This is a genomic window from Enterobacter sp. RHBSTW-00318 (genome assembly GCF_014101375.1).
Classification (GTDB): domain Bacteria; phylum Pseudomonadota; class Gammaproteobacteria; order Enterobacterales; family Enterobacteriaceae; genus Enterobacter; species Enterobacter ludwigii.
On record NZ_JABXQH010000001.1, the window covers coordinates 2,251,603 to 2,276,722 of the forward strand.

The window sequence follows — 25,120 nt, forward strand, 5'->3', positions numbered from 1 at the left end:
TTTCAATGCATACAGAACAACGCCTGCGTTTTCGCGATGCGATGGCCAGCCTGTCGGCGGCGGTTAACGTTGTCACCACCGAGGGCGATGCAGGACGCTGCGGTATCACCGCCACCGCCGTCTGTTCAGTCACGGACACCCCGCCATCGCTGATGGTCTGCATCAATGCCAACAGCGCCATGAACCCGGTTTTCCAGGGTAACGGTAAGCTGTGCGTCAACGTGCTGAACCATGAGCAGGAGATCATGGCCCGCCACTTCGCCGGGATGACCGGCATGGCAATGGACGATCGCTTTGCCCTCTCCTGCTGGCAGAAAGGTCCGCAGGGGCAACCGGTGCTGAAGGGCGCGCTGGCAAGCCTTGAAGGCGAGATTAGCCAGGTGCAAACCATCGGCACCCATCTGGTTTATCTCGTTGAAATTAAAAACATCATTCTGAGCGAAGCGGGACACGGCCTGATCTATTTTAAACGCCGTTTCCACCCCGTCATGATGGAGGCTGAAGCCGCAGTGTGACCCCCTCCTGCGCTGGCCGTTTCCCGGCCAGCGCCAATTTCCACAAAAATTCCTAAGGTTTCCGCTTAATCACGCCGTTATATAGCCATAAGAGAAATTTTCTGTGTCTGAATACTGACAATACATGTCAGTGCTACCCGCATCATTCAGCGCATACCCTAATATACAGGAAGACCTTATGGCTAAATCGACGCGGAGCCGCTCGGCTGAACGTCTGGTCGATATTCTGGTTGAGTTACATTTAAATGGTGTGGTAAACCGCAGTGCGCTCATGGAAAAATTTAAAATTACCGAGCGCACCGTCTACCGGGATTTAAATGCGCTTTCACCTATTGTGGAACATACCGGTAACGGACTGTATCGTCTGATCCACTCCGCACAATCTCCCGGTGGACAAGGATTACATCACACGATTGCTAACTTCCTGAATGCCGATAGTTTTTTCCCGGAAAGAAATACGGAATTCTGGCAGAAACTTGAAACACGCGTTGACGAAAATCATATTCTTATTCTTGGCAACGAAGCAGAGCACACGGTAGAACGTGATATTCGTCGCTATTTATCGAAAATCGAGAAATCGATTAAGAATCGTAATGTATGCCAGATCGTTTATAAGGGTAAAACCCGCCTGATTAATCCCTATAAACTCATTAACAATAAAAATATATGGTATTTACAAGCCACCGAGAATAGTCGGCTAAAATCCTTCTCGTTGAGTCAGATTAGCTGGTTTGATATTCAACAAAAAACCTTCACGCCGGAAGAAAATGCGCTCGGACTGCTGGAAAAAAGCCTTGATCCGTGGGTGTCGGAAGACACTTTCGAAGTGAAAATATTCATTAAAGATACTATTTCACATTACTTTATGCGCCGCGACCTGCTGCCGGAACAAGAGCTTGTCGGTGAGCAGCACAACGGCGTCACGCTGCGCTGTCAGGCGGCACACGAGAACCAGATCCTGCCGCTGCTGTTCTACTGGCTGCCGAACATTCAAATCCTGGAGCCCAACTGGCTAAAAGAGAAGCTGCTTAAAACGCTGGAAAATTATCTGGCGGTAGAGCGCACAGCAGATAACCACGTGATCTCAATCACATAATTTCTCCCGGCGGCGGCGAGACGGAACCACTCGCCGCCCTCTTTGACCGCTCACCTGGCCCTTTCAACCGCTCATTCATTTACCTGTCTTTACACGCGCGTGGTTCTGGCACGATCGCTCCAGCATTAATCAATACCTCCTCATAACGAACCCTGACCCTTTTTCATTACATAAAAAACCAGGTCTTACTATGGATACGAAAAAACTACTGAAGCACGTGCCCTGGGCGTTACTCGGGATCCTCGGCGCTTTTTGTCTGGCGGTTGTCGCACTACGCCGGGGCGAACACGTAAGCGCCCTGTGGATCGTCGTTGCGTCTGTCTCCGTCTATCTTGTTGCTTATCGCTACTACAGCTTATACATCGCGCAGAAGGTCATGAAACTCGACCCGACGCGTGCCACTCCGGCGGTCATTAATAATGACGGCCTCAACTACGTGCCCACCAACCGCTACGTGTTGTTTGGTCACCACTTTGCCGCTATCGCCGGTGCGGGTCCGCTGGTCGGCCCGGTTCTGGCCGCGCAGATGGGCTACCTGCCTGGTACCCTGTGGCTGCTCGCGGGCGTAGTGCTGGCCGGGGCGGTGCAGGACTTTATGGTCCTGTTTATCTCTTCTCGCCGTAACGGCGCCTCTCTGGGTGAGATGGTCAAAGAGGAGATGGGCCGCGTGCCGGGGACCATCGCACTGTTCGGCTGCTTCCTGATTATGATCATCATCCTCGCGGTGCTGGCGTTAATCGTGGTGAAAGCGCTGGCCGAAAGTCCGTGGGGGGTCTTCACCGTCTGCTCTACCGTGCCGATTGCGCTGTTCATGGGTATCTACATGCGCTTTATCCGCCCGGGTCGCGTGGGTGAAGTGTCGGTGATTGGTATTGTGCTGCTGGTTGCATCCATCTACTTCGGTGGCGTGATTGCGCACGATCCGTACTGGGGCCCGGCGCTGACCTTCAAGGACACCACCATCACCTTCGCGCTGATTGGGTATGCGTTTGTCTCCGCTCTGCTGCCGGTCTGGCTGATCCTGGCACCGCGTGACTACCTGGCGACCTTCCTGAAAATCGGCGTTATCGTCGGTCTGGCGATCGGCATCCTGGTGATTAACCCGGATCTGAAAATGCCGGCAGTGACCCAGTACATCGACGGCACCGGTCCTCTGTGGAAAGGTGCGCTGTTCCCGTTCCTGTTTATCACCATTGCCTGCGGTGCGGTCTCTGGCTTCCACGCCCTGATTGCTTCCGGTACCACACCGAAGCTGCTGGCTAACGAAAAAGACGCGCGTCTGATTGGTTACGGCGCAATGCTGATGGAGTCTTTCGTGGCGATCATGGCGCTGGTTGCCGCGTCCATCATCGAACCGGGTCTCTACTTCGCGATGAACACCCCTCCGGCAGGCCTGGGCATTACCATGCCAAACCTGCATGAGATGGGCGGTGATAACGCGGCGCTGATCATGGCGCAGCTGAAAGATGCGAGCGCACATGCTGCCGCAACCGTCAGCTCCTGGGGCTTCGTGATTTCGCCTGAGCAGATCATGCAGACCGCGAAAGACATTGGCGAACCGTCAGTCCTGAACCGCGCCGGTGGCGCACCGACGCTGGCAGTGGGTATCGCACACGTGTTCCACAAAGTGCTGCCGTGGGCGGACATGGGCTTCTGGTACCACTTCGGTATTCTCTTTGAAGCGCTGTTCATCCTCACCGCGCTGGACGCCGGTACCCGTGCAGGACGCTTTATGCTGCAGGACCTGCTGGGTAACTTCGTGCCGTTCCTGAAGAAAACCGACTCTCTGGTGGCGGGTATTCTGGGAACCGCGGGCTGCGTGGGTCTGTGGGGCTACCTGCTGTATCAGGGCGTTGTCGACCCGCTGGGCGGCGTGAAGAGCCTGTGGCCGCTGTTCGGTATCTCTAACCAGATGCTGGCCGCTGTCGCCCTGGTTCTTGGCACCGTTGTACTGGTGAAGATGAAACGCACCAAATACATCTGGGTCACCGTGATCCCTGCGCTGTGGCTGCTGCTCTGCACCACCTGGGCGCTTGGTCTGAAACTGTTCAGCGCCAATCCGCAGCTGGAAGGCTTCTTCTTCATGGCTAACCAGTACAAAGAGAAAATTGCCGCAGGCGGCGCGGACCTCACTGCCCAGCAGATTGCCAACATGAACCATATCGTGGTGAACAACTACACCAACGCAGGTCTGAGCATTCTGTTCCTGGTGGTGGTGTACAGCATCATCTTCTACGGCATTAAAACCTGGCTGAACGTGCGTAACGCCGAGGGTCGTACGGATAAAGAAACCCCGTATGTCCCGGTACCGGAAGGCGGCGTGAAGACCTCTTCACACCACTAATCCGCCCTCGCATCCCTCTCCCTGCGGGAGAGGGTTAGGGTGAAGGGAAACAACGCCCGGCAGCCCCTGCCGGGCTTTTTCTATCTGGAAGGCACAATGTTTGGTAACTTAGGCGAAGCGAAAAAATACCTCGGTCAGGCGGCGAAAATGCTGATTGGCATTCCGGACTATGACAACTACGTTGAGCATATGAAGACCAACCATCCGGATAAACCGTACATGACCTATACCGAATTCTTCCGCGAGCGTCAGGAAGCGCGCTACGGCGGGAGTGGAGAAGGCGGCGTACGCTGCTGCTAAAGGAGAGACCATGACCCCGATTGCCGTCACCCTGCTGACCGGTTTCCTTGGCGCCGGTAAAACCACCCTGCTGCGCCACATTCTGAACGCGCAGCACGGCTTCAAAATCGCCGTGATCGAAAACGAATTCGGCGAAGTCTCGGTCGACGATCAGCTGATTGGCGATCGCGCCACGCAGATCAAAACCCTGACTAACGGCTGCATCTGCTGCACCCGCTCGAATGAATTAGAAGACGCCCTGCTGGATCTGCTCGACAGCCGCGATCGCGGTGAAATCGATTTTGACCGCCTGGTGATTGAATGCACCGGTATGGCCGACCCCGGCCCGATTATTCAGACCTTTTTCGCCCATGAGATCCTCTGCCAGCGCTACCTGCTGGACGGCGTCATTGCGCTGGTCGACGCGGTTCATGCCGACGAACAGATGAACCAGTTCACCCTCGCCCAGTCGCAGGTGGGCTACGCCGATCGCATCCTGCTGACCAAAACCGACGTGGCGGGCGACAGCGAAAAACTGCGCGAGCGCCTGACGCGTATCAACTCGCGCGCGCCGATTTACATCGCGACGCACGGTGATATCGACCTCTCGCAGCTGTTCAACACCAACGGATTTATGCTGGAAGAGCATGTCACCTCAACGCCGCGCTTCCACTTTATGGCAGATAAGCAAAACGACGTCTCGTCGATTGTGGTCGAGCTGGATTACCCGGTGGACATCAGTGACGTCTCCCGCGTCATGGAAAATCTGCTGCTCTCTTTTGCCGACAGGCTGTTGCGCTACAAAGGGATGCTGTGGATTGATGGCGAACCGAACCGCCTGCTGTTCCAGGGCGTACAGCGGCTGTACAGCGCGGACTGGGACAGACCGTGGGGAGATGAAACGCCGCGAACCGTCATGGTGTTTATTGGGCTACAGCTGCCGGAAGACGAGATCCGGACAGCGTTTGCAGCACTGCGCAAATAACCGTACGAACGCAGCCCTCTCCGCAGTTGAGGAGAGGGCTGTGAGATTATTTCAGCGCCTCGGGCAGCGTCACAATCCACAGTTCACTTTCTGACGCCGGCTTCGCCAGCGGCTTCACGGCGAGGGTGGTCGCAACCGGTTTATCATCAATCGTGAGCGCACCTTGCGAATTCACCCGATAATCCTTGAGCTTCTTGCCCTCGACCGGATTTTCCATCGCCACCTTCACGCCAAAGTCATTATCGTTCGCGACCGCCAGCGTGTTGTTGTCAATCAGCGCTAACCCTTCGGCCTTTTCCTGCTGCCAGCCAAGCGCGCGCAAATCCACGACCTGGGTTTTAGCCGCCAGCGTAATGCCGCGCTGGGCCAGCGTCTTCTCGTCATCAAACTCCGGGTATTCGCCCGGCTTATCGAAGCGTGTCAGATCGCTCGCCTTGCTGAGGTCCACCTTGTAGATGAGGTTGCGCATGCCATCGTTTTTATCGCTGCCCTGCTCAATCAGCAGCAGGTGCTGATTATCAAGCGCCACAATATCGCCAATTTTGGCGTCACTGTTTTTGCTGTAGGCTTCGCTGTCGATGGGATAACCGTACATCGCGGTTTTCCCGGTCGCCGGGTCGAAGCTCACCAGGCGGGTAAACAGCGCCTGTTTTTTGCTTTTGCCGTCGATATCCAGCGTGCTTTGCACCGCGGCAATGATACGCCCGTCCGGCATACGGGTCAGGCCTTCAAAGCCCCGGTTTGGTTGACGCCATTTAATAATATTCGGCAAGCCGCCCGCGATGGATTTCTCGCCTTCCGCCGCCTGCGGACCGTGAATCGCCAGGATCTTGCCTTTGCTGTCGACGTTAATCAGGAACGGACCGTATTCGTCACACAGCCAGTAACCGCCTTTACCGTCCGGCGTGATACCTTCCGTATCCAGCCCGCGATTGTCGCCCTTCAGCACCTTTAACGTGTCACTGAACGCCACTTCATTGGTCGAGCCAATCACGCCGCTTTGCAGCGGCAGACCGTTGATCGCGCCTTTATCGTCATGCAGAGGGCGCGCATCGACGGCCTCCGCTTTGCCATTTTGTACGCGAATCGTCATCAGCAGCGGAGCGAAATCGGGCGTGACAAAGATTTTGGCTTCGTCTTTCCCCACTTTCGGCGAATCCGCATTCGGACCGCGATCGGTCACGGTCGCAAACGTCAGGGTATCGCCCTGTTTACCGGTAAACAGCAGGCCAGAGCCAATCCCGACCGGGAGCCCCTTCGGGAACGCACCGGCAAACGCGCCGCTGTAGCTCACGCGCGTGCCTTCGGGGAAGCTGACAACATAGTGTTCGGCCGTGGGCTGCGCCGCCAGGCCAGAGAAAGAGAGCGCACAACCGATAAGCACAGGAATAATTTTTCTTTTCATATTGTTAGTATCCAGAAAGTGAAGCCAACAACGTAAAGAACAAACGTGTCAGGAAAATGACACCGCAGAGATACGCGGGCAGGCAATTGCAGGCGCATGAATCGCCAGAAATGTAAAACTAAACCACAAAGTGTAAAATTTGAAATGTTTCTGGAAATTATTAGAAAGCCAATTAATTCATCTCAAACGGTTATCCTCTGTCTCGTTCAGTGTCTATTTAGTCAAAAAACTAAACCTGTCTTAAACGTCCAGGTAATACATATTGACCCGGCGATAACTAAACATGAAAGCAACATTTCAAAAGCCAGCCATTAACAAAAACAGCATAAAAACACGACCTTAATCACATTTGCAGTCATAAACATCGCTTGTTAAGGTGGCCTCAGATGAAATTAATGACGAGGCATAAAACATGAAAAAACTGAATGTTCTTCTTCTTTCTGCTCTGACCGTCCTGTCGGGTTCCGCACTGGCTATGGGCGGCACGATTGAGCAAGGTAAAAACTTTACTAACCTTAATCTGGAAATGGGTAAATCCTCATCCGGTGTGTACCTTGAAAGCAACTGGCTCAAAAACACCGACGACGGCACGCAAACAGGTGGCGTTGGCGCCGGTTACAACCTGGAAGTGGGCCCGGTGATGCTGAATGCCGGTGCCAAAGCAATCTACCTTGGCCCGAAAAAAGGCGATAACGGCGTGGCATTCCCCATCGGTGGCGGTATTAACGTTGCGCTGACGGACAGCATCCACGTGTTTGGCGAAGGGTATGCCGCACCAGAAGGTCTGAACAACAGCGTGAAAAATTACGTGGAAGCCAACGGCGGTGTGAGCTGGACGCCAATCACGCCTGTGACGCTGAAAGTGGGTTATCGTCACGTAAGCGTTGACGGCAAAGACGGTCGTCCTGGCCACACGCTGATCGACGGCGCATATGTAGGCGGTGGAGTCACCTTCTGATGAAACACCGCATTACCGCGCTTTGCGTTCTGAGCATCACGCTTCTGCTCACCGGTTGCGTCCAGTATAAATGGGTGAAACCGGGAGTCAGTGACGCTGAGATGAATAAAAAGCTCACGGAATGCGAAGCACAGGCCCTGATTGATCTGCCCCCGGACAATGTTGTGACCGGTTCGAGCTCGGAAAAAATGGACAAATCGAAAAAGAAAAAGGATATTTCCACGAGCTACACGGTTGAAGACGCGAATGAATATCGCCGGGATACCTTAGTCGACAGCTGCATGTTCAAAAGCGGCTGGGACAAGATTGAAGTGCAATAACCCCAAAAAAAAACCTGCCGAATGGCAGGTTTTTTATTCGCGGAGTTACTTACGCACCACCACCAGCTTCTGGTTCACAAACTCTTTGATCCCCAGGTCCGACAGTTCGCGTCCGTAACCGGATCGCTTCACGCCGCCAAACGGCAGCTCTGGCGCGGTATCGGTGAGCCAGTTGATATACACCATGCCGGTCTCAATACGCGACGCCATTTTCTTCGCCCGCTCGATATCCTTGCTGAACACCGCGCCGCCCAGACCATAGTGGGAATCGTTCGCCAGTGCGACCGCTTCGTCATCATTTTTCACCACATAGATCTGCGCCACCGGGCCGAAGAACTCCTCAAAGTAGGCCGGGTTGTCGCGCGAGATATGCGTCAGGATCGTCGGCTCAAAGAAGCACCCGTCACGCTGCACCGGTTTGCCACCGTAATGCAGTGTCGCGCCGTTTTTCACCGCCTCGTTGACCTGTCTGGTCAACGTGTCCAGCGCATCCTGAGAGGACAGCGGCCCCAGGGTAGTGCTCTCGTCCAGCGGATCGCCAATCTTCACTTGCTTAAACGCCTCGGTGAATTTCGCGAGGAAGGCATCCGCAATCTTCTCATGCAGGATGAAACGCTTCGCCGCCGTACAGACCTGGCCGGCGTTATTGAGTCGGGCATTCACGCCCGTCTTCACGGCCTTCTCCAGATCGGCATCATCCAGCACCACAAAGACGTCGTTACCGCCCAGCTCCAGGGTCGATTTTTTGATGTGCTTCGCCGCCTGCGCCGCGACCACGCTACCCGCTTTTTCGGAACCGGTCAGCGCGGCACCCTGTACACGATCGTCGGCGATGATGTTCGCCACCTGATCCGACGAAATAAACAGGTTGGTCCATGCCCCTTCCGGTGCACCGGCCTCACGCACCAGATGCGCAAACGTCTCTGCACAGTGCGGCACGATGCTGGCGTGTTTGGCGATCACCGGGTTACCGGCCGCCAGGTTCGGGGCGAGGACACGCATCAGCTGGTAATAAGGGAAGTTCCACGGCTCAACGGCCATCAGCACGCCAATAGGGTGGTGCTCGACCCACGCTTCCCCGAGTTCGGAGTCGTACTTCACCGGGGCGAGGAACCGTTGGGCATTATCCGCGTAGTAGCGGGCGATTTGCGCGCACAGTTTCACTTCACCGCGACTCTGCTCAATGAGCTTCCCCATCTCCTTGCTGGCAATTCTGGCCAGATCCTCCGTACGTTCGTCGATGAGGTCCGCAAGTTTACGCAGTACCGGCAGGCGCTGGTTAATGTCGCCTTTTGCCCAGTCCGAATGGTAAAGCGCATCGGCCGCCTTCAGCGCCGCTTCAACATCCGCGTCGGTATGGGAGGGATATTCTTTGATGAGCTGGTTTGTGGCAGGATTTACTGTCTGGTAAGCCATTTCGAATCTCCTTGTTTTACCGCTTAGGGTATTAAGGGTAGACAATATGACTGGCGATGGACGTAAAGTTGGGTATATCCGGAAGGTTCTTAGCGTGGTACTGCAACATGTCGCGCGGGCATGGTATAAAAAACGTTCCTGACAGGAGTCCCCCATGACCGAGACCCGACACATCCGCCAGACCTTTCATCGCGCCTGCGGCCACGAGCTGCGCAGCACGTGGCAGAGCACCCAGGCGTATAAACGTCATTGTCACCCACAGCTCTCTATTGGCGCGATCCTGGAAGGCCAGACGTGCTGCACAATCCATGACAGGGAGTATATCCTGACCCCTGGCGACATCATCGTCATCCCGGCGCATGCTCCCCACAGCTGCAACCCGGTGGCGGGGCAACCACGCAGCTACCATATGCTGTATATCGACACTGACCTTTCGCTGGCACTGCAGGTCATTCGCGATCAAGCGCTGTTTAATCATTATCTTGACGTGGTTGAGAACATGACCGCGGCCTCCCTGAACGCACTGCTTTGCGCCCTTCCCCCCTCTACAGGCCGTACAGATAAGCCCCATTCATTGAGTCAGCAGGTGCAAGAGGCGTTTCTGTCGAACCTCACCGCTCCGCCTTCCCTTGACGACCTTGCCCGGCGATTTTCACTGCGCAAAGAGACATTAATCCGCACCTTTAAACAGGACACCGGCCTGACGCCAGGACGCTTTCTCAGCATCTCTCGCGTGGAATACGCCAAAGCGCGACTGCGTGCGGGAGATGATCTCGCCGATGTCGGTTACCAGAGCGGGTTTGCCGACCAGAGCCATTTCCATAAAACCTTCGTCAGCTACACGGCCGCCACGCCTCGCCAGTACGCGACGGGCCGATCAATATCAGACAATAATCAGGATACGTAACGCCGTAAGGTGATCTCCGTTTTTGCTCTGGAGGTCACGATGGAACTGTTCTTCCCTTCCGCTTTTCTCGCCCTGGCGCTGGCGCATTTTGTAGCCCTGTTAAGCCCCGGTCCGGATTTCTTTTTGCTGGTCGGTTACGCCGCGCGTTACCGGCTGCGCGGCAGTGCCGGGTTGTGCCTCGGTATCGCCGCGGGTAACGCGCTCTATATTGTGCTGGTGATTATCGGCTGGAGTGCCCTGCGCACGTTTTCGTGGCTGTTCACCCTTATCGAATTATCCGGCGCGCTCTACCTGCTCTGGATTGGATCGCGGCTGGCGCGCAGCCGCCCGCAGACGCTTGCGCTCAATGAGACTCATCAGCGGTGCCCCTCATTGCGTAAGCAAATCCTGCTGGGGCTCGGTTCGGCACTGTTAAACCCGAAGAATGCACTTTTTTATCTGGCGCTCATGACGGCGCTGTTAGGGCCAGATGTCACGCTGCTTCAGCAGTCAACCTGCGGTGTCTGGATGGTAATGGTGGTGCTGGTCTGGGATTTAGCGCTGGTGTCGCTGATGGGCTTGCCCGTGGTTCAGCGGACGCTCAGCCGTTCACTCTGGCTGATTGAGCGAACCGCTGGCGTGGTGCTGATGGCGTTTGGTGGGTGGGTCGTGTGGCGTTTTTTGCATTTTCTTCCCGCCTCCCTCTATTCTTAAGCCATGGAAAAAATAGCTGAACTTAAACGCGCCAAGCTGCTGGCGCTGTCGCTGCTGCTGATTGCCGCCGCGGCGTTTATCACCACCCTGTTCCTGCCGCAAACCTTCTGGGTGCGCGGCGTAAAGGCCATTGCCGAGGCGGCGATGGTCGGCGCGCTGGCGGACTGGTTTGCCGTCGTCGCGCTGTTTCGCCGGGTGCCCATTCCGTTTATCTCACGCCATACGGCGATCATTCCGCGCAACAAAGACCGCATTGGCGACAATCTGGGTCAGTTCGTGCAGGAAAAGTTTCTCGATACCCAGTCACTGGTGGCACTGATCCGCCGCTATGAACCGGCACAGATGATTGGCACCTGGTTCAGTCAGCCCGACAACGCCCGGCGCGTCGGGCTGCATCTGATTCAGGTAATGAGCGGTTTTCTTGAACTGACCGACGACGGACGCATTCAGCGGCTGCTCAAACGGGCGGTGCATAAGGCCATCGACAAGGTCGACTTCACCGAAACCAGCGCGGTGATGCTGGAGAGCATGACCCGGAACAATCGCCATCAGGTGCTGCTGGACGCCATCATCAACCGCCTGATCGCGCTTATCCAGCGTGACAGCACGCGGGACTTTATCGCCGACCAGATTGTGCACTGGCTGAAGACCGAGCATCCGCGCAAGGCCATGGTGCTGCCTACCGAGTGGCTCGGCGATCAGAGTGCGGAGATGGTGTCGAATGCGGTGAATACGCTGCTGGATGATATCAGCCACGACCGCACGCACCAGATCCGCCAGGCGTTTGACCGCGCCACGCTGAAGTTTATCGACAACCTGAAAAACGATCCGGAAATGGCCGCCAAAGCCGATAACATCAAGCACTACCTGAAGAACGACGAGGCGTTTAACCGTTATCTGGGCGAGATGTGGGCCGACCTGCGTCAGTGGCTGAAAGCGGATATGCAAAGCGAGGACTCGCGCGTCAGGCAGCGCATCGCCAACGCCGGACTGTGGTTTGGTGAAACGCTGTCGAACGATGCCAGCCTGCAGGCATCGATGAACGAGCATCTGGAGCAGGCGGCGCACCGCGTAGCACCGGATTTTGCCGCGTTCCTCACGCGGCATATCAGCGACACGGTCAAGAGCTGGGATGCCAAAGACATGTCGCGCCAGATTGAGCTTAACATCGGCAAAGACCTGCAGTTCATCCGTGTGAACGGCACGCTGGTGGGCGGGACCATTGGCCTGATCCTGTTTTTACTCTCGCAATTGCCTGCCGTGCTCGCGCATTAATTCGCCTCAGGCGGCGCGATCACATAGCGCGTAGGGGCAAAGCGATTGAGGATCATATGCACCAGGAAGACCATTGTCAGGGTCGCCACCAGCGCAAAGGTCACCGAGGTAATGCGATAGAGATCGCTGAACACCAGGTCGCTGTCCGGGTGCATGTTCTGCCCGAACATAATGCCGATGGTGGTGATGCTGGAAAACCCGACCCCGGCGCCGACCTTCTCCATCACGTGCAGCCGCGCGCCAAATGCCAGCCCAAGGCCGATAAGCGGCATCATCAGCAGCATATGGCTGCTGTGATCGTAAAGGATAAGCTGGACGACCAGAATGTAGAGGCAGCCCAGCACCACGCCGACCACGCGCCAGAGGGAACTCATCACCGCGCCGCGATAGTGCATGGGAAACAGAATCAATACCCCGGCCATCAGCGCGGAAAGTGAGTCGCTCAGGTCGCTTATCTGGAAGATGACGAAAATCAGGGTGGCAACGGTCCCGGAAAGCAGCGACTCGTGGCGCACGCGGGCGTCATCTTTTTCAATCAGCGGCGGCGGCTTGCGCGGCTCCACGTCCGGCAGCAGGTAATTCATCAGCGCGCTCAGGCACACCGCCATAACGCTCGCTTCGATATTGGAAAACAGCAGCGTATGCCAGTCGGTGGTGGGATAGCTCATAAAGTTGAGCATCACGCTCTGGCAGTCCACGCCCATCGAACCAAACAGAAACAGCGGTCCCTTACTCATAAAGCGAAAACGCATGACGTACAGGGCGAACACGACTAACGTCATGATCACCGGCCATTGCGACAGATAGCCGATGATAATGACCATTTCAACGCAGTTAAGCGAGGCGCTAAAGATAAATTGCTTCGCCACGTGGCGGTTAAAGACCGGTACCAGCGACAGCAGCATGATGGGGTAGACCACGAAAAACACGCCGTAGTGAGTGTTGTAAAAACTCGAAATGCTCAGCGCAATCATGCCGGCAAAGACGATGCGCAGGGTCTGGCGAAAGTCGTTTGCCGTATAGACGATGTTGCCGTGCGGGGTAAACACCCGCGCCAGAGTGTTAATAGACATAGTGCAGCAGGCTCACCAGGTGGATCTGCATCCCGGAGAAGAAGCGCGCAAACGGCCCTTCGCTGTTATAGAGCTGCACGGTGGCACGCGCACCGGTCGGAAGTTGCTTCGGCAGCGCCTCGTCCAGCGCCACGTGGATTCGCATACGCTGGGCATCACGAACCCACCGGTTGGAGGTTTCTGGCTCGGACAGCTCGCCGTTCACTGCCTCCTGTCCGGCAAGGATCCCCGCATCGCTGCTGGTCACATGCGCACGGAAGACGTGTCCCGGGAAGGCGTCAAACACCACGGCGGCATCGGTTCCCTGATGGGTATGGCGCAGGCTCTTCTCGCGGAAGTCGGCCACGATATCGGCCTGATTATTCACCAGCGCCAGCGCGGCCGAGCCGGAGGAGGCGTAATAGCCGGGGCTGAGCTGCAGGTTACTGACCGTGCCGTCCGCCTGGGCGTAAACCTTCGTCCAGCCAAGATTCAGTTCCGCTTCATCCAGCGCGTTGCGGTATTTCTGCAGGGTGACGTTGCGGTGTTCTTCCCGCTCACCGCGCTGAATGCGCAGGTTACGGATGTTCGCCTGCAGCGAACTGACGGACTGCTCGCTGCTCTGCCAGGTGGTCCGGACTTTATCCAGATCCGCCTGCGACACGTTCTGCAGCGTGCTGAGTTTCTGATAACGATCGTAGGTCACCTTGTCGTTACGCGCGGTCAGCACGGCGGTTTTCAGGCTGGCCTGTGCGGCCGCGATCTGCGCATCCAGCTGTTCGTTAGAAAGACGCGCTTGCTCCAGCGCGATTTGCGCTGCTTCCACTTTATTGCGAAACGGCGTGTCATCCAGCTCAAACAGCAGGTCGCCTCGCTTCACCTGGCTGTTGTTGTGTACATGGGCAGCCGCCACGTAACCGGAGACGCGCGGAGAAACCGGTGTCACCACGCGCATGACGGTGGAGTCCGGCGTCAGCGGGATCCAGATGTCCGCGACGACAAAATAGACAAACATCAGCAGGAAAGAGGCAATACTTACCCTTACCCAGCGGGCTAACTTTTGTTCAGGAGTCATTATTTTTCGGTCTTGTTATCTTCTTCGCGGATTTTCCGCAAATTGCAGGCGATTTGATTCAATGTGGCGCTGAAAATATCGAGATGCTCCGGCGCGATGTTTTGCGATACGCGCGCCTGAAATGTCTCGATCACCCGGGAGAGCGTCCTGAGTACGGCGTTCCCCTCCGGCGTCAGCGTGAGTATCCGGATACGCTTGTCATAAGGCGATACGGTGCGTAACAGGTAACCCTGTTTTTCCAGCTGTGTCAGCGTGCGCATCAGCGGCGGCAGTTCAATACCCTGCACCTCCGCCAGTTCACTCACCGAGACGTTATCCCCAAGCTGTTGAAGCTGCATCATCACCGTCCAGCTCGACTGGGTTAACCCGGTCTCGAGAATGGCGTCGTCAATCACGGCGCGCCACTGACGCACGATCATGGCCATCCGCATCCCCATCGGTCTGCGGCTAAACAGTTCTTCTTCACGCATGGGATATCCTCTCGTAACACGCGGTCAAGATAATAGTTACCAGGGTAAGTATCAAGAAACGAGAGACAAAAGAGCAGGAATTGCGAAAAACGAATGCCCTCTCCCGGTGGGAAAGGGCATCAAACCGCGGAGAGTTTAGCGGCTAAAACGTTTTTTAATGGCAACGTTTCCCGACGCGGTGACTACCACGTCCCGATATCCCGCCACCCGCTGGATCCAGCCGTTGCTGTCCAGGTACGCGAGGAGCGCCGCGCCCGCCTCGCCCCCCAGATGAAACCGCCGCTCGCTCCAGTCAAGACAGGCACAGCAGGCCTTACGGCGCGGATTGGCGCTTAATGATATACCGAGCGTCAGGAACTGTTCGCGTCCATACACGGTCAGGGCTGACCCGTCCGTCTCCAGCCAGCCCTGCGCCTGCATAAAATCGTAGATTTGAACGGCCACCGTCCCTGCCAGATGGTCGTAACAGGTGCGGGCTTCACGCAGGGCTTTCGGGGCGGTGGTTTCCGGCGGAGTGATGCGGCTCCACGACAGCCCCATCATCTGCTCGACCAGTTCCGCCACGTCGTGTCCTGCCAGGCGGTAATAGCGATGCCGCCCCTGTGACAGGCAGGTAATCAGCTTGCCGTCCAGCAGACGGGTCAGGTGCCCGCTGGCGGTGGAGGGGGCGACATCCGCCGCCGCGCTCAGCTCGGTGGCGGTCCATGCCCGGCCATCCATCAGCGCACAGAGCATTTTCACACGCGACGGATCCGCCATGGCGGCGGCCACTGCCGCCATGGCCTGCTCCAGCAGCGCGCTGTTGTCAGGGGGTAAACGGGTCTTAAGCATGGACTGCCCATGGTCTGGTGATCTCTGCCGCCAGCTTATCATTATCCGTCAGCAGAATGAGGTGATTCGCATGGTCGCTGTACTGGGTCAGTACAGACACACCGTGAGCCGCTAACGCCGCGGCAATCTCGCCCAGCTCACCGGGGCGCGCCTGCTGCAGTTTTCTGATCAGCGGTTTACGGACTGATCGGACGTTAAACCCGCCCTCAAGCAGCACGCGATGGGCTTTTTCGCCCTCTTCCACCAGGAAATGGGCTTCGGTACCAAACACGCCGCCGCCCTCCAGCCCCACACCATTGCGCCCCAGCAGCTGGCCAAATCGCGCCAGTTCCCCTGGCGTATCGTCGAAAATCACATGAACGTCATACATCCGCATGCCCTCCGGTTTCTGAGGCGTATTCCCGCACCACCTGCGCCACCCGAATGCGGTAGTAGGTAAAGATGGCCTCCCGCCCCTCCCTCTGCGCCGCCTGATGAAAGACGTTCTGCTTCCAGCGGCGGACCGCTTCTTCGTCCCGCCACCAGGAGAGGGAGAGAATTTTGCTGTCGGTGGTCAGGCTCTGAAAACGCTCGATATCAATAAACCCGTCGATATCCGCCAGCAAGGGCTTGAGTTCGGCTGCGAGCTGCAGGTAACGCGCCTGGTGGGCAGGCGCGGCCTGGGCTTCGAAAAGGACTGCAATCATGGTTGTCTCTCCGTTGTGAGGGTGCGGAGAGCATGCAGGAAAGAAAATGCGGATGCTTCGGTGAAGGGCGAAGTATTGTCGCCCGCTTCCCGGGAGGGCGACAAACGGTTATCCCAGAATCGACTTCGGCTCCATAAACGCGCGGATCCCCCACTCGCCCATCTCACGCCCCACGCCGGAGTGCCTGAACCCGCCAAACGGCGCTTTAGGCTCATGGGCCAGCGTGTTCACCAGCACGCGGCCCGCGACAATCTGCTGCGCCACGCGACGCGCACGTTCGACATCCCTGCCCAGCACCATCGCACTCAGGCCATACTCGGTGTCGTTGGCAATGGCGACGGCTTCGGCCTCGTCCTGATAAGGGATCACACACAGTACCGGGCCGAAGATCTCTTCCCGGGCAATCGCCATCTGATTTGTGACGTCAGCAAACAGCGTCGGGCGCACAAACCAGCCGTCCTGCGTCCCTTCCGGACGCCCTTCGCCCCCCACCAGCAGGTTTGCCCCCTCGTCGAGACCTTTACGGATATAGCCCTGCACCCGCAGCCACTGTTTTTCGCTGACCATCGGGCCAATTTCTGTCGCGTTATCCCGCGGATCGCCAGATTTCACGGCCGCGACGGCCTGCGCCAGCGCAGTTTCGATTTCCGCCTTACGCGACTGCGGTACCAGAATGCGCGTTCCGGCCACGCACGCCTGCCCGCTGTTCATAAACCCGGCCTGCACCACCAGCGGGATAGCCTGCGCCAAATCGACGTCATCAAGCAGGATCGTCGGCGATTTACCGCCTAACTCCAGCGTCACCCGCTTAACACTCTCCGCCGCGTTGCGCAGTATCGCTTTGCCGGTAACGGTCGAACCGGTAAACGAAATTTTCGCCACGTCCGGATGGCGGCTGATGGTCTCACCGACCGTATCGCCCCGTCCGGTGACAATGTTAAACACGCCCGGCGGTAACCCGGCATCGCGCAGCGCCTCGGTGACAATGCGGGTTTGCAGCGCGCTCATCTCGCTCGGTTTAATCACCGCCGTGCAGCCCGCCGCGAGCGCAGCCGCCAGTTTGCCGCAGATAAACCCCGCGTCGCTGTTCCACGGGGTAATAAGCCCGGCGACACCCAGCGGCGTCATCTGCACCGTTGCCGCCCCCGCCGTGGTCACAAACTCAAAGGCTTCCAGCGCCTCGATGGCCTGGGCAATGACATCTGCCGGGTAGCGGGCCATCCACGCCGAGCGCGAGGCTGGCGCGCCGTACTCTTCAATCACCGCGTCCAGCAGCGCATCATGACGGGCGGCCACGGCGGCATGCATGCGTTTCAGCGCGGCAATGCGTTCCTGTCGGGGGGTTTGCGACCATGCCGGAAATGCCGCTTTCGCGGCCGCGATGGCATGCTCAGCGTCTACCTCATCGGCCAGGCGAACCTGGCCAATCACCCGCGCCGTCGCCGGATTGTATAAATCAAAACGTTCGGTGCCGTGCGGGGTAACAAATTCGCCGTTGATAAAGATCTGTTCGATGTGGTGCATATAAACCTCCTCAGGCTGTATGGACACAGTCTGGCACGGCTTCTCCGTTGCGATAATCCACGCTATGCTGCAAGGGTTGTTTCGATTTTCAGGATAATCTATGCATCGTTCGGGTCTGACAGAGCTGGAAGTGGTCATGGCGGTGGTGCGGCGCGGCAGTTTTCGCGGTGCGGCACAGGAGCTGGGCATGTCCGCCACGGCGGTAAGTAACGCTATCGCCGGGCTGGAGAGCCGCCTGGAGACGCGCCTGTTTAACCGCACGACCCGCAGCGTGGCGCTTACCGACGCCGGGCAGCGCTACGTGGCGCGTATTGGCCCGGCCCTGCAGGCGATACGCCAGGCCAGCGAAGAGATCCACAGTGATACCGGCGAACCTGCCGGCACCCTGCGCTTAAACGTACCGAACCATATCGGTGCGCTCTTTTTGGATCAATTGCTGATCGACTTTATGATCCGTTACCCGAAAATGCGCGTCGAGACGCTAAGCGAAGCGCGAATGATCGACATCGTCGCAGAAGGTTACGACGCCGGGATCCGTCTTGAAGAATCCGTGCCACAGGACATGATCGCCGTGCCGCTGACCGGTGAAATCCGCCAGCTTGTCACCGCCACGCCGGATTACTTTGCCCGCCACGGCACGCCGCACACGCCGGAGGATCTGCTCTTACATCAGGGGATCGGTATGCGCATGGCGCACGGTGGGATCTACCGCTGGGAGCTGGCGCGTCACGGAGAACACTACGCTCTGGCGGTACCGCCGCGCTTTGCCACATCCGATCTTTTCGCCTCGATCCGGGCCGTGAAGGCGGGATTAGGGATAGGGTTTTTACCGGAACTGTATATCCGGGAAGAGCTTGAAAGCGGGGAACTGGTGAGCGTGTTAAACGACTGGACGCAGCCGTTTGCCGGGCTGCGCTTGTACTATCCGGGGCATCGCCACGTCCCGCCAGGGTTACGGGCGCTGGTGGCGATGATCCGTGAGCGCGGGGTTATTCGAGGTTAGCTTTGTTCAGCCCGTAAGCCGCGTCCAGCGAGCCCGGCTCCATGCGGGACGTGATCCCCAGACGGTTCCAGGCGTTGATCGCCACAATGGCAAAGTTCAGCTCTGAAATCTCCACGTCCGAGAAGTGCTCCGCCACGCTGCGGTAGAGCGCATCGCTCACGCCATGCACGCTAATTTGCGTCAGCGCTTCGGCGAAGGCCAGCGCCGCTTTCTCACGGGCGCTGAACAGCGGGGACTCGCGCCATGCCGCCAGATGGTACAGGCGCAGCTCGCGTTCTCCGGCGATTTTGGCCTCTTTCGAGTGCATATCCAGGCAGAAGGTACAGCCGTTCAGCTGTGAGACACGAATGTCGATCAGGTGCTTCAGCGCCGGGTCGAGAGAAGTTTTCGCCACTTCCATGCTCAGGTTGGACAGCGCGTTGGCGAGGGCAGGTGTGATCTTATGGTGGTTGACGCGAGTGCTCATTGTCTTTCCTCTTTTTTGTGCGGCATATGTCATGCGATGAGGACAATCTACGCGGATAATGACATAGTAAAAAGATACAAAAACCGTCAAACGAGGTAGGACATGAAGCCGGGCTATCACGCTATTTATACCCGCTATCGCGACAACATCACGCGTGGCGTGCTAAAGCCTGGCGACAAAGTCCCCGCCATTCGCGTGCTGGCGGAAGAGCTGAAGGTGGCGCGCAAAACCGTTGAAACCGCTTACGCCATTCTGACGGGCGAAGGGTATCTGGTAAGCCTGGGGGCACGCGGCACGCGGGTCAATCCGGACCTGTTACTGCCCGCGCAGCACGCCCCTGCGGAGCAGACCACCGGCACGCTTCCGGCCTCGCTGATCGGCCAGCGCGAACGGGCAGGTTTTCTGCGCCCCGGCATTCCCTCCCTCGACAGCTTTCCCTATAAAAAATGGCTGCTGCTTTCAGGCCAGGCGACGCGCGCCATGCGCCAGGAAGAGATGCTGAATCCGCCCGTGCTGGGCTGGTATCCGCTGCGCCAGGCGATTGCCAGCTACCTTAATATTTCACGCGGGCTCGCCTGCACCGCCGAGCAGGTGCTGATCACCAGCGGCTACAGCGGTAGCCTGCGCCTGATCCTCGATACGCTGGCCAGCCGCAGCGACAAGGTGGTGTTTGAAGATCCGGGCTACTTTATGGGCCAGCAGTTGCTCAAGCGGATCGTGCCGCGCCTGCACACCGTGCCGGTCGATCGCGCCGGGATCGATACGGAATACCTGCTGCGCCACCATCGCGATGCCCGCTTCGCCATTGTCACCCCGTCGCACCAGAGCCCGCTGGCGGTCACCCTCTCTCTGCCGCGTAAACAACAGCTTCTCGACTGGGCGAGTCAGAACGAGGCCTGGATTATTGAGGATGACTACGACGGGGAATTTCACTACACCCGTAAGGTGCTGCCGTCGCTAAAAAGCCTCGACCGGCACGACCGGGTCATTTTTATGGGCACCTTCAGCAAAACCATTATGCCGTCGCTGCGCATGGGCTACGTGGTGATGCCCGCCAGCACCCTCGGGGCCTTTACCGACTGCGCGGACATCGTCACCAGCGGCCAGCCGGTGCTGACGCAAAAGATCCTCACCGCCTTTCTCAACGAAGGCCATTTTTTCCGACATCTTAAGAAGATGCGGGCCCTGTATCAGACCCGGCGGGAGTGGATGATTAAGGCTTTGCAGGAGGTGTATGGCGACCTGTTTTTCACCGAGCAAAACGACGGTGGAATGCACATCGTGGCATTCCTTTCGAAGGGGAGTTGTGACCGGGAAATCGCGCACTGCTGGCAAGCGCAGCAGCTGCAGGTTAACGCGCTCTCGGAGTGGTATCGCGGCTCCGGCAAGCGGTACGGACTGGTGATGGGCTATAACAACGTGCGCACGTATCAGGAGGCGGTGGCACTACTTGAAAGGCCAAAACAAGAAACGCTGGAATTACTACTCTGAAATCAGATAGCTATCCACGCCATAAAAGAACGTGATAAAGATACAATCTTGAGCCTTTTTTATATTTCTAAGGAAAAGAAAATGAAAGCCATTCTGGGATTTGACTACTTATTAACGCCACGCGTGCTGGTCTTCTTCTACTGGATCGTCATGCTGGTGATTTTGATTGCCGGCGTGTATTCCATGTTTACCGATCATCTGATCACCGGATTTATCGGGATGATTTTCAGCCTGATCGGCTGTCGCGTGACGTTCGAACTGATCATGGTCGCATTTAAGAATAACGAATATCTGCGCCGCATCGCTGAAAACACCGCGGTGAAATCAGTCGAATAATCTCTCCGTTGCGCCGGGTAGGGGTTTCTCCTTACCCGGCCAGCGCCGACCCTGCCTGCTTACACATCATAGCGCGACAACCCGACATCCTTAAGCTGCTCGTCACTCATCTTGCTCAGGATGCGACGTGTGCGGTGAATACGGTACCAATTGCGTAGCGTTTTGCCGATCCAGACAAAAACAATAAACGGACGTTTTGAACGGTTCTCGTAAAATTCCATGATGCTCTCCTCACTGTGCCAGTAGCGTTATCATCGTGGAATTCAGGTCGTACAATACAGATTCAAAAACATCTTTTGTTTAACATACAGATCCGCTAAAAGTGTATCTGCATGCCGTTTTTTGCGGCAATCTGTACTGGTTTTACAATCTGTATGGTGAAAACAAAGGATACAGCATGACGCGCTACCAACATCTCGCCAACCTTCTGGCGGAACGCATTCAACAAGGGCTGTATCGCAGCGGTGAACGCCTGCCGTCGGTGCGCGCGCTGAGCCAGGAGCATGGCGTTAGCATCAGCACCATACAGCAGGCCTACCAGATCCTCGAAAATCTGCAGCTGATCACGCCTCAGCCACGCTCCGGCTATTTTGTCTCGCAACGTAAGGCCATGCCGCCCGTACCGGCAATGACGCGTCCGGTGCAGCGTCCGGTAGACGTCACCCAGTGGGATGAAGTGATGATGCTGCTGGATGCCCGTGCCGACAAAGAGATGATCTCCTTTGGCGGCGGCTCGCCGGACGTCAATCAACCGAGCCTGAAACCGCTATGGCGTGAAATGAGCCGCATCGCGCAGCACAACCCGGGCGAGATGCTGAGCTATGACGTGCTCGACGGTCGGCTCGAGCTGCGCGAGCAGATCGCACGGCTGATGCTGGACGGCGGCTCTACCGTGGCCGCGAATGAGATTGTCATCACCAATGGCTGCCACGGCGCGCTGTCGATTGCCCTGCTCTCGATATGCAAACCGGGCGATATTGTGGCCGTGGAATCCCCGTCGTTTCACGGCACCATGCAGATGCTGCGCGGGTTCAACATCAAAGCCATCGAAATTCCCACCGACCCCGAAACCGGGATCAGCATTGAAGCGTTAGAGCTGGCGCTGGAGCAGTGGCCCATTAAAGCGGTGATCCTGGTGCCCAACTGCAATAACCCGCTGGGTTTTATCATGCCGGAAGCGCGGAAGAAGCAGGTGCTGGCTCTTGCCCAGCGGCACGATATCGTGATCGTGGAGGATGATATTTACGGCGAGCTGGCGGCGGAATACCCGCGCCCGCGCACCATTCACTCCATGGACATTGATGGCCGCGTGCTCCTGTGCAGCTCGTTTACCAAGACCGTGGCCCCGGGCCTGCGCGTCGGCTGGATTGTGCCGGGACGCTATTACGACCGGGTGATGCACATGAAATACGCCGCAGGCGGCTTTAACGTGCCGGGAACGCAGATGGCGGTGGCGGCGTTTATTCGCGACGGCCATTATCATCGTCACGTTCGCCGCATGCGCCAGATTTATCAGCAGAATATGGAAACCTATACCTGCTGGGTGCGGCAGTATTTCCCGGCGGAGATCTGCGTGACGCGCCCGCAGGGCAGTTTTTTGCTGTGGGTGGAGTTACCGGAAAACGTCGACATGGTGTGCGTCAGCAAGCAGCTGTGCCGACTGAAGATCCAGGCGGCAGCCGGGTCGCTGTTCTCTGCGTCCGGCAAGTACCGCAACTGCCTGCGGATCAACGTTGCGTTACCGCCAACGGAGAAGCATCGCGAGGCGCTGAAGAAGATGGGTGAGGCAATTGTGATTGCGATGGAGGAGTAGTGCGGCCTGATGCCCTCCTCCACCAGGCCGGGCAAGGCGTCACCGCCGCCCGGCACTGTCACTGACTTAAAACGTCCATGAAACGCTGCCAACGATACTGCGTTCCGCGCCGAAATAGCAGTAGGAGAGCGAGTTACACGCCGCCACATAGCGTTTATCGGTCAGATTATTGACGTTCAGCTGCGCGCTCATGCCCGTGAGCCCCACCTTCGACAGGTCATACCCCACCACCATATCCACCAGCGTATACGACGGCAGCGTATGGGTGTTCTGGCGATCGCTGGTAATGCCGTTGACGTAACGAACGCCGGAGCCGACGGTCAGGCCGTCCAGCGGGCCCGTTTTCACGTCGTAGCTGAGCCAGGCACTGGCCATATTCCGCGGCGCATAGACGGCGCGCTTGCCCTCCTCTTCCGGGCTACTCTTCTTGTAGCGAATGTCGGTATAGGTGTACGCCGCCTGCATGCGCAGGCTGTCGGTCAGTTGACCCACCGCTTCCAGCTCAACGCCCTCGGACTCGATTTCACCGATGGAACGGTACGGATCGGTCGGCTCCTCTTTGGTGGCGATATTCTTCTGGTTGATGCGGAACACCGAGGCGCTGAACTGGCTGTTCATCCCCTCGGGTTCATACTTCACGCCCGCTTCCCACTGCTTGCCTTTCATCGGGTCCAGAATGTTGCCCTGCTCATCGGCGAAACTGGTCGGCGTAAAGGCCGTGGAGTAGCTGACGTACGGCGCGACACCGTTATCAAACAGATACAGCAACGCCGCGCGGCTGCTGACGTTGTTCTTATCCAGGTCGCTGCGGGTATGGTTAACGTTATCAACGTTCGACACGCTTACCTGGTCATAGCGCCCGCCCAGCGTCAGGCGCCAGCGGTCAATGGACATCTGATCCTGCAGGTAGTACCCGGTCTGGCGCAGCTTATGTTTTTCCTTGCTGTACTGGGTGATGTAATCCGGTTTCGCGCCGTAAACCGGGTGGAACGCGTCGATGGGCGGGAAACCGCCGTAGTAGCCGGTCACGTTATTGGTACGGTCCTGATAATCCAGGCCGATCAGCACGCGGTGGTTAACTGCCCCGGTATCGAAACTGCCGTCGACCTGGTTATCCAGCGTGATGGCATTCATCTTCTCGTCAGAACCGGAATAGCCGCGGTTGAGCTCGGTATCGTTCAGCCAGCCCGCGGCATATACCTGATTCAGCTCCACTTTGGTGTGCAGATAGCGCAGCTTCTGGCGCACCGTCCAGCCGCTGTCGAACATGTGCTCAATGTTGTAGCCCACCATGTTTTCCCGACGATCGTACTTGTCGTAGTCATCCTCACCTTCAAAGAAGGTGTTGGTGATTTTCTTACCGTTATGCGGCACCACGGTGCCGTCATAAGGCAGGCCGGAGTGGCTCCCCCCTTCCGGATCGCGGTGCAGATAGGCCATCAGATCCAGACGCGTGTTATCAGTGATGCGCCAGGTCAGGCTCGGCATCAGCGCGTAGCGCTCTTCCTTCAGCGGATCAAACTGGGAATCGGCATAGCGGGCCATCCCGCTGAGGCGCACCGCCACGCGGTCGTTATCATCGACCGGACCGGTAACGTCGAACATCGCCCCGCGCTGGTTATTGTTCCCGGCAAATAGCTTAATCTCCCCGCCCGGATCGAACGACGGCTTGCGGGAGGTCAGCGCCACGATACCGCCCGGCGATGAACGGCCGTACAGCACGGAGGCCGGGCCACGCACCACCTCGATATTGTCGAGGAACCAGGGGTCCACCACCAGCGAGCTGTGAGAGTTGGTGTCTCCCATCATCTTCAGGCCGTCGAGGTAGACGTTATCCAGACTGCCGTCGGAGAAACCGCGCAGCACCATGTAGTCGAAGCGGTTTGACGCGCCAATCTGGTTGCTGTAAACCCCCGGCGTGTAACTCACCGCCTGGCGCACGCTGGTCGCACCCTGCTCTTCAAACTGCTCGCGGGTAACGATAGAGACCGACTGCGGAGTCTCTATATCCGGCGTTTCAAGCTTGGTGGCAGCAGATTGCATCTGCGACGTGACCACAACTGTGTCCGTTTGTTGGGCATCCTGCGCCAGTAAAGGAAAAGCGACGCTACCGGTAACCCATCCCACCAGCAGTGCCAGACGTGACTTAGCAAACATAACCCTCTCCAAAGGTATTTCTT

At 57.4% G+C, this 25,120-nt stretch carries 26 protein-coding genes; 14 read left to right on the top strand and 12 right to left on the bottom strand.

Features of this window, described 5'->3' with window-relative positions:
• Window positions 1–5 precede the first annotated feature (5 nt).
• From HV157_RS11250 to yjiA, 5 genes are all read left to right on the top strand, one after another.
• A complete protein-coding gene (locus HV157_RS11250; protein ID WP_020885312.1) occupies window positions 6–515 on the top strand; it encodes a 4-hydroxyphenylacetate 3-monooxygenase reductase subunit in 510 nt (169 codons plus the stop codon).
• Window positions 516–693: 178 nt separating this feature from the next.
• Window positions 694–1,611, top strand: coding sequence for a WYL domain-containing protein (locus tag HV157_RS11255; protein WP_020885313.1), 918 nt, complete (start codon window positions 694–696; stop codon window positions 1,609–1,611).
• Between the two features lie 190 nt (window positions 1,612–1,801).
• On the top strand, window positions 1,802–3,955 hold the full coding sequence (locus HV157_RS11260) for a carbon starvation CstA family protein (RefSeq protein WP_020885314.1): 2,154 nt from the start codon (window positions 1,802–1,804) through the stop codon (window positions 3,953–3,955).
• Between the two features lie 96 nt (window positions 3,956–4,051).
• A complete protein-coding gene (locus HV157_RS11265) occupies window positions 4,052–4,255 on the top strand; it encodes a YbdD/YjiX family protein (RefSeq protein WP_003856610.1) in 204 nt (67 codons plus the stop codon).
• Between the two features lie 10 nt (window positions 4,256–4,265).
• A complete protein-coding gene (gene yjiA / locus HV157_RS11270; RefSeq protein ID WP_182268178.1) occupies window positions 4,266–5,219 on the top strand; it encodes a GTPase in 954 nt (317 codons plus the stop codon).
• Between the two features lie 46 nt (window positions 5,220–5,265).
• On the opposite strand, the gene HV157_RS11275 is transcribed toward yjiA, so the two are convergent.
• Window positions 5,266–6,624, bottom strand: coding sequence for an esterase-like activity of phytase family protein (locus tag HV157_RS11275; protein WP_182268177.1), 1,359 nt, complete (start codon window positions 6,622–6,624; stop codon window positions 5,266–5,268).
• Between the two features lie 412 nt (window positions 6,625–7,036).
• Between HV157_RS11275 and HV157_RS11280 the strand changes: the two genes are divergently transcribed.
• Window positions 7,037–7,582, top strand: a complete 546-nt coding sequence (locus HV157_RS11280; protein WP_014168475.1) for a YfaZ family outer membrane protein — start codon at window positions 7,037–7,039, stop codon at window positions 7,580–7,582.
• Window positions 7,582–7,902 carry a hypothetical protein gene (locus tag HV157_RS11285; protein WP_020885318.1) on the top strand — a complete coding sequence of 107 codons (321 nt, stop codon included), beginning with the start codon at window positions 7,582–7,584 and terminating at the stop codon, window positions 7,900–7,902. The genes HV157_RS11280 and HV157_RS11285 overlap by 1 nt, the downstream gene beginning before the upstream one ends.
• Window positions 7,903–7,947: 45 nt before the next feature.
• Here the strand turns inward: HV157_RS11285 and HV157_RS11290 are convergent, their stop codons facing one another.
• Complete coding sequence (locus tag HV157_RS11290; RefSeq protein WP_078774311.1) at window positions 7,948–9,318, bottom strand: NAD-dependent succinate-semialdehyde dehydrogenase; 1,371 nt, start codon at window positions 9,316–9,318, stop codon at window positions 7,948–7,950.
• 154 nt (window positions 9,319–9,472) lie between these two features.
• Here HV157_RS11290 and HV157_RS11295 point away from each other — a divergent pair, with 154 nt between their 5' ends.
• The 3 genes from HV157_RS11295 to HV157_RS11305 are packed head-to-tail and all read left to right on the top strand — an operon-like array spanning window position 9,473 to window position 12,193.
• Entirely contained in the window at window positions 9,473–10,225 is a 753-nt protein-coding gene (locus HV157_RS11295; protein ID WP_040018550.1) for an AraC family transcriptional regulator, read from the top strand.
• A gap of 39 nt (window positions 10,226–10,264) precedes the next feature.
• On the top strand, window positions 10,265–10,918 hold the full coding sequence (locus HV157_RS11300; protein ID WP_020885321.1) for a LysE family translocator: 654 nt from the start codon (window positions 10,265–10,267) through the stop codon (window positions 10,916–10,918).
• 3 nt (window positions 10,919–10,921) lie between these two features.
• Entirely contained in the window at window positions 10,922–12,193 is a 1,272-nt protein-coding gene (locus HV157_RS11305) for a DUF445 domain-containing protein (RefSeq protein ID WP_182268176.1), read from the top strand.
• On the opposite strand, the gene HV157_RS11310 is transcribed toward HV157_RS11305, so the two are convergent.
• The 7 genes from HV157_RS11310 to HV157_RS11340 form a co-directional block, all read right to left on the bottom strand.
• Window positions 12,190–13,266, bottom strand: coding sequence for a DUF2955 domain-containing protein (locus tag HV157_RS11310; RefSeq protein ID WP_182378506.1), 1,077 nt, complete (start codon window positions 13,264–13,266; stop codon window positions 12,190–12,192). The genes HV157_RS11305 and HV157_RS11310 overlap by 4 nt on opposite strands.
• A complete protein-coding gene (locus tag HV157_RS11315) occupies window positions 13,256–14,323 on the bottom strand; it encodes an HlyD family secretion protein (RefSeq protein WP_182268647.1) in 1,068 nt (355 codons plus the stop codon). The genes HV157_RS11310 and HV157_RS11315 overlap by 11 nt, the downstream gene beginning before the upstream one ends.
• A complete protein-coding gene (locus tag HV157_RS11320) occupies window positions 14,320–14,790 on the bottom strand; it encodes a MarR family transcriptional regulator (RefSeq protein WP_182268175.1) in 471 nt (156 codons plus the stop codon). The genes HV157_RS11315 and HV157_RS11320 overlap by 4 nt, the downstream gene beginning before the upstream one ends.
• Before the next feature lie 135 nt (window positions 14,791–14,925).
• On the bottom strand, window positions 14,926–15,621 hold the full coding sequence (locus tag HV157_RS11325) for a winged helix-turn-helix domain-containing protein (RefSeq protein WP_040018547.1): 696 nt from the start codon (window positions 15,619–15,621) through the stop codon (window positions 14,926–14,928).
• The gene (locus HV157_RS11330; protein WP_182268173.1) at window positions 15,614–15,991 is read right to left on the bottom strand and encodes an amino acid-binding protein; all 378 of its coding nucleotides are present in this window, start codon (window positions 15,989–15,991) and stop codon (window positions 15,614–15,616) included. Before HV157_RS11330 ends, HV157_RS11325 begins: the two co-directional genes overlap by 8 nt.
• A complete protein-coding gene (locus HV157_RS11335; RefSeq protein WP_182268172.1) occupies window positions 15,984–16,307 on the bottom strand; it encodes an antibiotic biosynthesis monooxygenase in 324 nt (107 codons plus the stop codon). Before HV157_RS11335 ends, HV157_RS11330 begins: the two co-directional genes overlap by 8 nt.
• A 108-nt stretch (window positions 16,308–16,415) precedes the next feature.
• Window positions 16,416–17,831: an aldehyde dehydrogenase family protein gene (locus tag HV157_RS11340; protein WP_182268171.1), complete on the bottom strand. Its 1,416-nt coding sequence runs from the start codon at window positions 17,829–17,831 to the stop codon at window positions 16,416–16,418.
• A gap of 100 nt (window positions 17,832–17,931) precedes the next feature.
• Between HV157_RS11340 and HV157_RS11345 the strand changes: the two genes are divergently transcribed.
• Window positions 17,932–18,834 (top strand): LysR family transcriptional regulator, encoded by a 903-nt coding sequence (locus HV157_RS11345; protein ID WP_025205665.1) that lies wholly within the window; start codon window positions 17,932–17,934, stop codon window positions 18,832–18,834.
• Here HV157_RS11345 and HV157_RS11350 read toward each other — a convergent pair.
• A complete protein-coding gene (locus tag HV157_RS11350; RefSeq protein ID WP_020885328.1) occupies window positions 18,821–19,300 on the bottom strand; it encodes a carboxymuconolactone decarboxylase family protein in 480 nt (159 codons plus the stop codon). The genes HV157_RS11345 and HV157_RS11350 overlap by 14 nt on opposite strands.
• A 102-nt stretch (window positions 19,301–19,402) precedes the next feature.
• Between HV157_RS11350 and HV157_RS11355 the strand changes: the two genes are divergently transcribed.
• Both HV157_RS11355 and HV157_RS11360 read left to right on the top strand, forming a co-directional pair.
• Window positions 19,403–20,791 carry a PLP-dependent aminotransferase family protein gene (locus tag HV157_RS11355; RefSeq protein ID WP_182268170.1) on the top strand — a complete coding sequence of 463 codons (1,389 nt, stop codon included), beginning with the start codon at window positions 19,403–19,405 and terminating at the stop codon, window positions 20,789–20,791.
• A gap of 81 nt (window positions 20,792–20,872) precedes the next feature.
• On the top strand, window positions 20,873–21,127 hold the full coding sequence (locus HV157_RS11360) for a DUF4282 domain-containing protein (RefSeq protein WP_020885330.1): 255 nt from the start codon (window positions 20,873–20,875) through the stop codon (window positions 21,125–21,127).
• A gap of 59 nt (window positions 21,128–21,186) precedes the next feature.
• Here the strand turns inward: HV157_RS11360 and HV157_RS11365 are convergent, their stop codons facing one another.
• The gene (locus HV157_RS11365; RefSeq protein ID WP_014168457.1) at window positions 21,187–21,348 is read right to left on the bottom strand and encodes a DUF1127 domain-containing protein; all 162 of its coding nucleotides are present in this window, start codon (window positions 21,346–21,348) and stop codon (window positions 21,187–21,189) included.
• Window positions 21,349–21,524: 176 nt separating this feature from the next.
• Here HV157_RS11365 and HV157_RS11370 point away from each other — a divergent pair, with 176 nt between their 5' ends.
• A complete protein-coding gene (locus HV157_RS11370; RefSeq protein ID WP_014168456.1) occupies window positions 21,525–22,940 on the top strand; it encodes a PLP-dependent aminotransferase family protein in 1,416 nt (471 codons plus the stop codon).
• A 66-nt stretch (window positions 22,941–23,006) separates the two neighbouring features.
• On the opposite strand, the gene foxA is transcribed toward HV157_RS11370, so the two are convergent.
• Entirely contained in the window at window positions 23,007–25,115 is a 2,109-nt protein-coding gene (gene foxA, locus HV157_RS11375) for a ferrioxamine B receptor FoxA (RefSeq protein ID WP_182268646.1), read from the bottom strand.
• Window positions 25,116–25,120: the final 5 nt, after the last annotated feature.